This window comes from Myroides sp. DW712, from assembly GCF_046557355.1.
Classification (GTDB): Bacteria; Bacteroidota; Bacteroidia; order Flavobacteriales; family Flavobacteriaceae; genus Flavobacterium.
This window is the reverse complement of the sequence record NZ_JBKFDO010000010.1, coordinates 18,559-30,738: the sequence shown is the minus strand read 5'-3', so window position 1 is coordinate 30,738 and position 12,180 is coordinate 18,559. Positions and strand designations below refer to the sequence as shown.

Below are 12,180 nucleotides of genomic sequence, written 5' to 3'. Positions count from 1 at the left end.
TTTGAGTTGAAATAAGAAGTTTCAACTTCGTCTGGGGTTTTGTATCTTTGAGAAATAATGATTGATAGCTTGTAATTGAATATGAAAGTAAAAGATATTTTTCCCATTTTAGAAGAATTAGCACCTTTGGGTTATGCAGAGGATTTTGATAATGTTGGACTTTTGGTCGGTAGTCCCGAACAAGAAGTGAGTGGTATCCTCGTGTGTCATGATGCATTAGAAACTGTTGTCGAAGAGGCAATTGAAAAACAATGCAATTTGATTGTGTGTTTTCATCCTATTTTATTTTCAGGGTTAAAGAAAATTACGGGTAAAAACTATGTCGAAAGAGCAGTCATCAAGGCTATTAAACACGATATTGCCATTTATGCGATTCACACAGCTTTAGATAATCACCAAGAAGGTGTAAACAAAATTTTTTGCCATACGCTTGGCTTGATAAATGCCAAAATATTACTGCCGAAAGCGCACTATATTCAAAAATTAGTTACCTATGTGCCAATGGACAGCACTGCAAAAGTTAGACAAGCCTTGTTTGAAGCAGGAGCGGGTGCGATTGGCAATTACGAGCACTGCAGTTTTGTTTCGGAAGGAAAAGGCAGTTTTAAAGGCAATGAAAAGAGCAATCCTGTTCTAGGGCAAGCTGGAGTAGAGGAAGTAGTGGCAGAACACAAAGTAGAGGTAACGTTTGAAAAACACCTCCAAAGCCAAGTTTTAAACCGTTTATTTCAGGCGCATCCTTATGAAGAAGTCGCCTATGAAATTTACAACTTAGAAAATAAGCTGCAAAATGTAGGGATGGGGATGCTAGGGGAGCTGGAGCAACCAATGGAAGAAAAAGACTTTTTGGAGATGGTAAAGGAGAAAACAGGGACAGGTGGCATTCGCCATAGTGCACTTTTGGGTAAACCCATCCAAAAAGTAGCGGTGCTTGGTGGTTCAGGGAGCTTCGCTATAAAAGCAGCGATTCAACAAAAAGCCGATGTCTTTATCACCGCAGATTTAAAATACCATCAATTTTATGAAGCTGAAAATCAGTTGGTTTTGGCAGATATTGGCCATTTTGAGAGTGAAAGATATACAAAAAATTATATAGTTGAGTTTCTTTCAAAAAAAATGCCTAATTTTGCAGTTATTTTATCAACAGTAAATACGAATCCAGTTAACTACTTATAACGATGACAAAGAAAAAAGAATTAACGGTTGAAGAGAAATTAAGAGCGCTTTACGACTTACAATTGATTGACTCAAGAATTGATGAAATCAGAAATATGAGAGGAGAGCTACCTCTTGAAGTTGAAGACCTAAAAGACGAAGTTGCTGGACTTAACAAACGCTTAGAAAAACTTCATGTAGATTTAAACGGCATCGAAAGTGGTATTAAGGAGAAAAAAAATGCCATTGAAGAGTTTAAAGAAGCAATTAAAAAGTACACTGAGCAACAAAACGAAGTGAAGAATAACCGAGAGTTCAACTCCTTAGAAAAAGAAATTGAATTTCAAAAGTTAGAAATCGAGCTGGCTGAGAAACACATTCGTGAAATGAAAGTGAGCATCGAAAATAAAAAAAGCAACATTGCACAAACAGAAGAACGTTTAGCTGCACGCAATGAACACTTGACTCACATCGAGGCAGAGTTGAAAAACATTATGTCAGAAACAGAACGCGAAGAGCAAACGTTGTTAGCTAAATCAGACGAATTCAAACAAGATATTGAAGATCGTTTGCTAAAAGCGTATATGAGAATTAGAGAGGGCGTGAAAAATGGATTAGCAGTTGTGTCTATCGAAAGAGGGGCGTCTGTAGGATCATACTTCACAATTCCACCGCAAACGCAAGTAGAAATTGCAGCACGTAAAAAAATTATTACGGATGAACACAGTGGACGTATTCTTGTTGATAGCGCTTTAGCTGAAGAAGAAAGAGAAAAAATCGATGCAATCATCGCAAGTTTAAAATAATTACCTAAGCCTCTTTTTAGAGGCTTTTCTTTTTTATATGGAAAAAGTAGTTGGAGCACTGATAAATTTGATTAGCCTAGGCTCAATGCCAATTGCTGTGCATTGGGTGCATAAGCTCTTTGCTACACCTCGAAAAGGAAAATTAAAACTCCAACAACTTCCTGTTTTTCTACAACAAGCTCGGTTGGATTCCTTAATCTATAAGGAGGAACAAGTCTATACCTATCAATGGAATGAAACAGCTAGTGATAAACCGTTAATTTTATTGATTCACGGCTGGGAGAGTAATAGTGCGCGTTGGGAAGCTTTGGTTCATTATTTAGGGAATGATTTTCGGTATGTTGCGCTTGATGCACCAAGTCTAGGAAGAAGTCCTGGTAAAAATCTCAGTGTCAAGAACTATCAAGAAGTCATTGATCTAGCACTTAGGACGTTCAAACCTCAATTTGTAATAGGGCATTCTTTGGGGGCTTTTGCCTTGTTTCAACAGCTAGGAGAGAAAAAATATCCTGGACTTGAAAAAGCAGTTATCATGGGAGCTTTTGATCGTTTTGAAGTGATTCTGTCCCATTACTATACGCTTTTAGGTTATTCTAAACGGGTAAGAGAAGCGTATCATATTTATATTGAGCATTTAATCAATAAACCATTGGCATCCTATTGTAGCGAAGCAGCAGTGCAACGAGTACATCTTCCTGTTTTGTGCTTGCACGATCGAGAAGATCCTCAGGTATCCAACCAAGAGGCAGAACATTTCCATCAAGCCTTACTTCAACATGATAATCTGGTAGTTACAACAACGAATTTAGGACATAGTCTCCAAGACGAAGCGGTTTTTAAAACAATTCAGGCGTTTTTTGATTAGACCTCATTTCTTTGTATAAGGAACGAAATTTATTAGTTACTTTTGTGTTATGGAAAATCAAGAAACGCGTTTAAATAAATATTTATCCGAAGTAGGTTTTTGCTCTAGAAGAGAAGCCGATCGATTAATCGAAGAAGGACGCATTACCGTTAATGGAAAATTACCCGAATTGGGATTGAAGGTTACCGATGCAGATGAAATTCGCGTAAATGGTAAGCTGATTCGCCAAACCGATGAGGATTTTGTTTATTTAGCTTTTAATAAACCTGTAGGAATCGAGTGTACCACCAATAAAAAGGTGAGAGATAATATCGTAGACTACATCAACTATCCCAAGCGTATTTTTCCAGTGGGACGTTTAGATAAAGACAGTGAAGGATTAATCATCATGACCAACGACGGTGATATTGTCAACAAAATCTTGCGTCAAAAAAATAATCACGAAAAAGAATACATCGTTACGGTGAATAAACCCATTACGGATCGCTTTATCCAGCGTATGGGACAAGGGGTACCTATTTTAGATACTATCACTAAAGAATGTAGGGTGGAACGTATCAGTCGCTTTGTATTTCGAATCTTTTTAACGCAGGGATTAAACCGACAAATTCGCCGCATGTGTGAGTATTTTGACTATGATGTGGTGGCGTTAAAACGCATTCGCATTATTAATATCAGCCTCGATGTGCCTGTCGGACAGTACCGAGAAATTACCGCTGCAGAATTGACAGAATTAAACCAATTAATTGCTCCTTCTAGTAAAACAGAAGAAGCAAGCGAATCACAATACGCACAGGAACAAATAAATACGCATGGTTTTAGAAGTAATTCCCCCTCAGGAGAACGAAAACCAAAGAAGAAGTTCGACCGAGAGCGAAATGATTCAAAAAAAATGGGACCAACCCTGCGAAATGAACGAATTTCAAGACGAAGAGAGAATTAGTTTATAATTCTCTTTTTTTGTTTTTCAGTATTATATCTGTAATATAACACTTCCTTTTTTTGTTTTTTATAGCCATATCGGATCATCTTCTCCGAATATAATTGCACCTATAAATAGCTTATTTAAAATAAGTCTAATTTATTTTTTAGATATGTTAAAAAAGTCTATATATTTGCATCTGTTTATACTAAGTCTAAATAAACATATTTACTAATCTACTTCAATTTCTTAGTAATGAGAAAATTTATACTACTAACAGCATGTATTATCGGCCAGCTATTTGTTGCTCATGCTCAACAAAAACCAACTGTCATAGCTGGAGTCGTACTAGATGAAAAGGGAAGCCCTATTGACTTTGCTACTGTTGTATTAGTCGATACAAAGAAAAGCGATTTAACTAACGAGCAAGGCGCATTCAAATTAAAAATGGGTACAGGCGGTACGTATAAAGTAAAAGTTCAACACGTGAGTTATGAATCTGTTGAACTCCAAGTGAAAGTAGAAGATGGAGCAGAGGTACAGCAACGAATTGTATTAAAAGCCAAAGACGCTATTTTAGATGATGTCATCTTGCAGGTGAAAAGCCCCGTTGAAAAAGTCAGAGAATCCGCGTATAATGTGATCGCTATTGATGCAAAACCCTTGTACAATTCTTCTTTAGATGTGTCAGGTGCTTTAGATCGCGTTTCTGGAGTCAAAGTGAGAAAAGATGGAGCAGAAGGATCGGATTATACCTTTTCAATGAATGGTTTTAGTGGACGTCATATTCGTTTTTTCCTTGATGGAGTACCGATGGAAGGATTTGGTAGTGAATTTAAGATTAATAACCTACCCATTACCATGGTTGATCGAATTGAAGTGTACAAAGGGGTAGTTCCCGTTGAATTTGGTTCAGATGCCTTGGGAGGAGCTGTGAATATCATTACCAATAAAAGTAAAGAGACAAAAATTGATGCTTCCTTTGCTACGGGATCATTCAATACTTATAAAAGTCACCTCAATGTGAGCAAAGTATTTGATAATGGAATGACTTTTCAAGTGAATGCTTTTCAAAATTATTCCGACAACAACTACAAAGTATACGTTCCTGTTGCCAATTTAAAAACAGGGGTTTACTCTAAAGAAAAGCAATGGGTGAAGCGATTTAATGATCGCTTCCAAACTGCGACAGTGGTTGCTAAAGTGGGAGTGCTAGACAAATCCTATGCGGATCGTTTATTAATTGGATTTACGTATGGAGAAGGAAAAAAAGGCGTTCAAACGGGAACGATTATGGAAAAAGTATTCGGTCAGAAAAAACGCCGTTCAGTAACGATTATGCCTTCCTTAGAATATAGCAAACGCAATTTGTTTACCGATGGATTAGACGTAGCAATTACCTCTACCTATAATGCCGGATACAACCAAAATATTGATACCTCAAGATACAAATACAATTGGGCTGGTGAGCGTATCAAAACCATGAAAAAAGGAGAATCAGGAGGAGGACCTTCTCTAGTGAAATTCTTCGACCACAATGGTTCAACTACAGCTAATATTAGTTATAAAGTAAACGACAAACACGCGTTTAGTTTAAATAATGTGATTTACTACTTCAATAGAAAAACCGAAGATCCTTTAGCGGTTAAAGAAACGGAAAGCGAAAAGAAAAGTGAAACAACGCGCAGAAGTTTAAAAAATATCACCGCTTTATCCTACCGATACAATATCTTGGACAATTTCAATGTTTCCATCTTTGGAAAACACTATTCGATTAAACACACCTACTTAAGTGAAAGTACTAGTGTAGACAAGAGTGGATACGGAATTGCAGCTACTTATCTGTGGAGAGATTTCCAAGTAAAATCCTCTTTTGAGAAAACCTATCGTTTGCCAACAGATAGTGAATTGTTTGGAGATGGAGATATGGTTTGGGGAAATACAGACTTAAAACCCGAAGCGGGAAATAACTACAACTTCAACTTGAGCTATTCTACTGTTTTAGATAAAGTGCACGCTGTGTTTGCAGACGCTGGTTTTGTGTATCGCAAAACAGAAGACTACATCAGAAGCAATCCGTATGGATCTGGATCACGTGCGTCTAGTGTGAATATCGGTGGTGTAGAAAGCGTTGGACTTAATGTGGAAGCTCGTTATGTGTACAATGATTTCTTGCAATTAGGAGGAAGTCTTACTACACAAAGTATTCGCAGTAAACAAAAATATGCTATTGGAAGTGATACAGAGTTAAACTCATATTACGAAGAGCGTATTCCCAATGAACCTTACTTCTTTGGATCGTTGGATGTTGGATTGCTGTTCAAAGATTTAGGTAAAAAAGGAAATAACCTAAATGTAGGCTATAACATGAGATATATTGATCACTATAGTTATGATTTCCAAAGTATTGGTGAAAAACCGATTTGGATTCCTTCTCAAGTGGTACACGATGTAAGTGCTTCTTATAGTTTGTTTAAAAACACATTGCACCTTACAGCAGAAGTCAATAATTTATTTGACAAATTGGCGTATGACAATTACAGCTTCCAAAAACCAGGTCGAAGCTTTATGTTTAAAATACGTTACAGCTATTAATAAAAGAAAACATTAATCTATAATATAATTCAAAATACAATGAAAAAAAGAGTTCTATCTACAGTGGTATTAGCTTTTTTAGTTAGTGCCTTTACGTTGACAAGCTGTTCAAGTGACGATAATTCAAAACCAAGAGATGAAGAGGAAGAACAAGGAGGTGGTGATGATGGCGAAAGAAATGAAGAAGATTTAATTGGAACTAAGTATCTCTTAGGTGCAAGTGCTTCTAAAACAAATCTATTGTTAGAAGTAGACGATTTAAAACAAGGATCTATTAGTGTAAGAGGAAATGGTAAAGCTGCATTGGGTAAAAACATTTATATGTTTAAAGATTTGCGTGCTTATGTTTTCGAATATAGAAAAGGAGATCCTTCAGGAATGCAAAGCTGGTTGTTAAACAAAGACTTGCGTTTACAGGAAAATACATTGGTAGATTTGCCAAATAGAGAAGAGTTTATTACAGCTTTTGGGCGATTCATGATCTCAACAACAGGGGGAATTGAATTGGAAAATGGCAAAAAAGGACAAGCTTTTAACTTCATTAATGGAGTAACAGGTGCTATTGAATTTACGTCATTTGTTGATGTTGAAAACATTGCTGAACAAGGAGAGTATGCGAACTTTGCAGGGTTAGAAGATATTGGAAATAACCGTTTCGTTATGGCGATTGAACCTTTTAAAATCACAGCAAACAGTGACCAAGATAATACTTCAGCATTTAGAGATCGCGTTTGGTTGGCTGTATTTAAATTGGATATGTCTCAAGCTCCAGAAAACAGAGTAGTGTTAGAAAATGTGGTACGCGATGACCGTATGAGTTTCGCTGTAGCACGTTACAGATCTAGCCGTGTATCAACTATTGGTAAAGGTGAAAATGGAGATATCTATGTATTCTCTCCTTCTGCCATGATTAGCCAAGAAAAAGGAGCATTCTCTACAAAACCTTCAGCTGTATTGAAATTCGATAAAAATACAATGAAATTTGACTCTTCTTACTACTTTAATTTAGAAGCAAAATCAGGAGGTCACAAAGTATATAAAGTGTATGCTGTAGGTAAAGATCAGTTTATCTTAAATATGTTTGCAAACCCTGACCAATCTTGGAATATGGCAGCAGCAAACAAATTAGCTCTATTCAATGCGAAAACTGGAGAGTTCAAATGGATTGGAGGTTTAGATGAACCAGAATTAATCGCGGAAATTGGAACACCATACGTAGAAGGAAATGACGTATTTGTACCGATTACCGCAGCTGCAAGATCACATGTATATCTATTAGATAGAACAACAGCAAACTTTACTAAGGGATTAGAAATTAAAGATTTAGGAGATGGTACGGTTGGAAACGTTGTAAAAATCGCCTCATATAAGTAATTTATTTATTGTTATTCATTTGTAATTAGTTAGCTAAAAGAGCTTAAACAAACCTGTTTAAGCTCTTTTTCTATTTCGGATAGTCGCTATATACTTTAAATAAACGCCACAGCGTAGTCATTATCGTAGAACTCTCTTCTTTCGTTGATTCTAGATTGCTCTTCTTTCGCCCTTGGAAGGATATTTTCTCTTGATAGGTATACAATGTGCCTGAGACTTCATGGCCATTAAAAAAAGTCGCTTCAAAAAAAACAGGTTGATCTTGTGAGAAAGACGATAAAACAAATCCATTTTCTGTTCGTATACCTTCAAAACCTTGATTGTAATACCCCCTGCCCACTAGTGTTGAATCGGTTTGATAGAGTTTAAGTCGATGGAGCTTCTGATATAAATCGAGATTCGGGCTCGCAGCATCTGCCTGAAATGTAAATTCCCAATCGCCTGTAGCATTGTTATAAGTTGGCTTTGCCACAGGAGTAAAACGTGGTTCATTCGTAGCGTAAGCTGTAAAGGGAATTTCAAGTGGAGGCATGCTTTTTTGACTCTGGAATACTCCTTGGATTTTATGGTCTTGCATAATGGCCTTCAACTGAAATTTTCCAAAGTAGTCTAAGGCTACACGTAGACTATCTCCCATAATTTTGACTATTTCTTTTTGGTTTTTGCTTGGACCATCAATAAATATCACACGATAGCCATGAATATTAAGCGGAACGGTATCCAACTCAAATATGATGGGCACTTTTCGATCTTGGAGTTGAAAAGTTGCTTTCCAACGCTTCGGAGAGGTATATTGATCTTCATTTCCAATGTAATTAGAACAACTAATAAGAAGGAGAACAAGAAGGAGAACGGAAAAGAATAAGGGTCTTTGAATCATAAGTTAATATTCGAGTTGCATGGTATGAATACCCCTTCTTCATCCACGGTTATACTTGTAGGGGATTCTGACTTTTTACATTTTCTAACTAAGATACCTTATTCTTTATCTTTTTCAAATGGATAGATTCCACTTAGTAGGGAAACTACTCCTTTTTATTCACGATACTCTTTTCCAGTAGTAAAGTCAAGGTAGAACGCAAGGGGAGTATTGTTTGGGTCAACCCAAGTAACCCACCCTGTGGAAGAGATACTTTTGTACACCCTGGAGCTTAGAAATTGTTTCGTTTTAGTACAATATAACTGATATTGATTGTCTTCTTCAGCTAGGGCAAGTAGGCCCAGATCAGCGTTTAACCAATACAAATCTCGGTATAGGGGCGAAAGCTCCCATTCTTGGCTTTGCCTATTCCATAAACCGTAACGTCGATCCTGACCTTCTTGTTGAATTGCCACTTTAAAGAGGTGTGTGAAAGCATAAAATTTAGTCACAGCATATACTGTCCAACCTGACGGAAGGTAATTAGAGGGAATGATTTCTTGAGGATGAGGACGCATGACGCGACCAATTACATCCACCACAAAGAAATCAGTCGCTTCAATATAATCGTACAATTGACCGTCTTCAGAAACGTATTTCCAATCATATGACCAAGTATCATAGTTAAAAACACCGAGAATGAAATAGGAATAATCGGGAATAGCATTGACATAGGTAACCTGTTTTAAGTAAGCGATGTCCGTTTCATTGCGTACGCGAAGGGTTGATGGAAATTTTTTGTCAAAATAGGGTTCTAACCAGTAAGTTTCCGTTTTAGCATCATATAAGATTTCAGGTATGCTGGAGTAGTAACGACTTTTATTGACGTCTTTTAATGTGATTTCTTCTTCATTAACGCTAAAATGCAATTGATTTGTTGCCTCTAAGACAGGGAAGGGATCCTTATCTTTCAAGGAAAATAGGGCAAAACTTTTGCCTTTTTGTTGTAAAAATCGGTTGTTGCTTAAAGCACGTAGAATACTCGTTTCTAGTTTTTTTATGCGTTTTCCCTTTCGCTTGTAGAGAGTTTCATTGAAGATAAAATATTGGTTATCTACGGAATTAATCGTGTAAGGGACGGATTCATCGGCTTGAAGATGTTGGGAATATAGGACCTGATTTGTTTCTAGAATGTAAACTTTGTAGTCTTGACGTCGAACTTCGGTCTTCAATCCAGAGAAAATATTCCATTCCCACTCCCAAAAACGAGTGTTTTTCGTATACGTTTCTCGGGTAAAAACAACAGTAAGTTGATCGTGTAGAACCTCTAGCGATAGATATCGGTCCGCAAAAGGAACGACCAATTGCCCTTTTTTGTTTAAAACAGCGGATTCCCCTTTTGTATTGCGAACCACTGCATAGCCTGTGTTAGTAAATTGTTCTGCAGCAGCAAAAGGAGTCGTGATTTTAGGTGTAAAATCAACGTCCACATAAATATAGGTATGATCTTTGGTAAGGTAGGGGAATAAATCTTGTTGCACAGAGGGGTGACTTGTTTTCTCTTTACTAATGTAACAACTGCAAAGGGAAAAAATACTGAGAAGTAGAAAAGAAATAGACATAAAATTGAATGTGAACTGATAAAACGAAGATACTCGATTTGACTTTTTTGGATATCGCTAGAAATAGGGGTTTTTGTATAGAAAAGACAAAAAGAAAGAGAAAGAGAAAGAAGGTTTGTTTTTATTCTCGGATAGACGTGAAAACAAGTTGTTAAATGCTAAAAGAAGTGTGCCGAAGATGTGGTAAAATAAGATTTTATATTCGAATTTTTCAGTTAAATTTGTTTGATATATAGAACCTTTTACCTATGAAATACTATTGGTCTAATTTTCGTTTTTTCATTTTAGTAGTAACCCTCTTTCTTGGATGTGCTGTAGGAGCAAAAAATAAGAAGCCAACTACGCCAGAAAAAGTGGAGGCAGTACAACCTGCCTTTATTGTATTAGAAAAAACACCCGTCATTGTCATGCATGACACGCTGTTTAATGTGTATGGAAATATCGGTTCTTTTACTTCCAAACAACGCGCAAATTCCATTGAGCGCAAAATTGCTGCGCTAGTGGATAACTATTTGTTTGAAGGAGATTCAATTAAATTGGTTGACACGGGTAATTATCTCAATTTGATGTATGAGAATGAAATCCTAATGAGTGTAGATACCATTCAAGCAACCCAAGAAAATAAAACTAAAGTGCAAGCCGCTCAGTTCTATAAAGAACAAATTATTGAAACGGTAGAATTACAACAACACAGCTTGAGTTGGCAACAATTGCTGCTGCAAATTGCAGGAACTATCGGAATTATCATTGTTGAAATATTTATTATTAAATACATTTATTATGGCTACAGAATAGCCAAAGTGATGATTTGGAAGCAACGCGGCAAGAGGATTAAAGGCATGTTCGGTATTATTGATGATCATCGAGCAATGCTTACCACAATTACAATGGCTAAAATAATCCGCTTTTTGATTATGCTAATCTTCTTGTATATTGGACTCTTAATTATCTTTAAGCTGTTTCCTTTTACAAAACACATTTCGGATCAATTGCTAGATTATGTGCTATCACCGCTGAAATCTGTAGTACGTAGTGTGAAATCCTATATGCCCAAGTTGTTTACGATTTTAGTTATTGTATTCCTATTTCGCTATGCACAAAAGTTTGTACGTTCTCTCGCAGAGAAAATTGCAAACAATAAAATTACCTTAAAAGGATTTTATCCCGACTGGGCTTTTCCAACGTACAATATTATCAGTGCGTTGATGTTTATTTTCATGTTTATCCTAATCTTTCCCTATTTACCGAATTCGGATTCGGAAATCTTTAAAGGTGTTTCTGTATTTGCGGGTATTGTTGTATCCTTAGGTTCTACTTCAGTCATCGGAAACTTAGTGGCAGGTTTAGTGATTACCTATATGCGCCCGTTTAAAATTGGCGATCGCATTAAATTAGGTGAATATACAGGCGATGTCTTGGAGAAAACAGCCCTGGTTACCCGTATTAAAACGCCTAAAAATGAGATTATTACTATACCTAACTCCAATATCATGTCGGCACATACGGTTAATTATTCCCAATCCGCTAAAGAACACGGACTCATCTTGCATACAACGATTGCTGTAGGGTACGATGTGCCTTGGCAAAAAGTACACGAAATGTTGTATGAAGTTGCTAATCGTACAGAACATGTATTAAAACGCCAAAAACCTTTTATTTTACAAGATCAATTCCGCGATTTTTATGTTGATTATCAACTGAATGTCTATATTAAGGAAGCAAAACTAACCGCTAAAATTTATTCGGATTTACGCCAACACGCCCAGGATGTATTTGCGGAGAATAATATTGAAATGGCTTCTCCTCACTTTATCGTGGCTCGAAATGTTGATGGGAATCATACAACAGTGCCACCAAAATACGTGAAGGAGTAGTTTAATAGTTAACGGTTAACAGCTAACGGTTAACAAACCGCGCAAAGCGCAAAGCACAAATAGCAACGAACAAAAGCCGAAAGCCAAACAACAAGCCGCACAAATAGC

Annotated in this window: 9 protein-coding genes; 7 read left to right on the top strand and 2 right to left on the bottom strand. The window is 36.7% G+C overall.

Annotated features, from left to right (window positions below; genetic code table 11):
- The first annotated feature begins 81 nt into the window (after positions 1 to 81).
- From ACLJX0_RS09525 to ACLJX0_RS09500, 6 genes are all read left to right on the top strand, one after another.
- Positions 82 to 1,176 (top strand): Nif3-like dinuclear metal center hexameric protein, encoded by a 1,095-nt coding sequence (locus ACLJX0_RS09525; protein WP_410879990.1) that lies wholly within the window; start codon positions 82 to 84, stop codon positions 1,174 to 1,176.
- A gap of 2 nt (positions 1,177 to 1,178) precedes the next feature.
- Positions 1,179 to 1,961 (top strand): zinc ribbon domain-containing protein, encoded by a 783-nt coding sequence (locus tag ACLJX0_RS09520; protein ID WP_410879989.1) that lies wholly within the window; start codon positions 1,179 to 1,181, stop codon positions 1,959 to 1,961.
- A gap of 37 nt (positions 1,962 to 1,998) precedes the next feature.
- The gene (locus tag ACLJX0_RS09515) at positions 1,999 to 2,826 is read left to right on the top strand and encodes an alpha/beta hydrolase (protein WP_410879988.1); all 828 of its coding nucleotides are present in this window, start codon (positions 1,999 to 2,001) and stop codon (positions 2,824 to 2,826) included.
- A 49-nt stretch (positions 2,827 to 2,875) separates the two neighbouring features.
- Positions 2,876 to 3,769, top strand: coding sequence for a 23S rRNA pseudouridine(2604) synthase RluF (rluF, locus tag ACLJX0_RS09510; protein ID WP_410879987.1), 894 nt, complete (start codon positions 2,876 to 2,878; stop codon positions 3,767 to 3,769).
- A gap of 234 nt (positions 3,770 to 4,003) precedes the next feature.
- The gene (locus tag ACLJX0_RS09505) at positions 4,004 to 6,343 is read left to right on the top strand and encodes a TonB-dependent receptor (RefSeq protein WP_410879986.1); all 2,340 of its coding nucleotides are present in this window, start codon (positions 4,004 to 4,006) and stop codon (positions 6,341 to 6,343) included.
- A gap of 39 nt (positions 6,344 to 6,382) precedes the next feature.
- Positions 6,383 to 7,717 carry a DUF4374 domain-containing protein gene (locus tag ACLJX0_RS09500; RefSeq protein ID WP_410879985.1) on the top strand — a complete coding sequence of 445 codons (1,335 nt, stop codon included), beginning with the start codon at positions 6,383 to 6,385 and terminating at the stop codon, positions 7,715 to 7,717.
- Positions 7,718 to 7,787: 70 nt separating this feature from the next.
- Here the strand turns inward: ACLJX0_RS09500 and ACLJX0_RS09495 are convergent, their stop codons facing one another.
- Both ACLJX0_RS09495 and ACLJX0_RS09490 read right to left on the bottom strand, forming a co-directional pair.
- Positions 7,788 to 8,597, bottom strand: a complete 810-nt coding sequence (locus tag ACLJX0_RS09495) for a hypothetical protein (RefSeq protein ID WP_410879984.1) — start codon at positions 8,595 to 8,597, stop codon at positions 7,788 to 7,790.
- A 155-nt stretch (positions 8,598 to 8,752) separates the two neighbouring features.
- Complete coding sequence (locus ACLJX0_RS09490) at positions 8,753 to 10,117, bottom strand: hypothetical protein (RefSeq protein ID WP_410879983.1); 1,365 nt, start codon at positions 10,115 to 10,117, stop codon at positions 8,753 to 8,755.
- A 329-nt stretch (positions 10,118 to 10,446) separates the two neighbouring features.
- On the opposite strand from ACLJX0_RS09490, the gene ACLJX0_RS09485 reads away from it, so the two are divergent.
- Positions 10,447 to 12,072: a mechanosensitive ion channel family protein gene (locus ACLJX0_RS09485; RefSeq protein ID WP_410879982.1), complete on the top strand. Its 1,626-nt coding sequence runs from the start codon at positions 10,447 to 10,449 to the stop codon at positions 12,070 to 12,072.
- Positions 12,073 to 12,180: the final 108 nt, after the last annotated feature.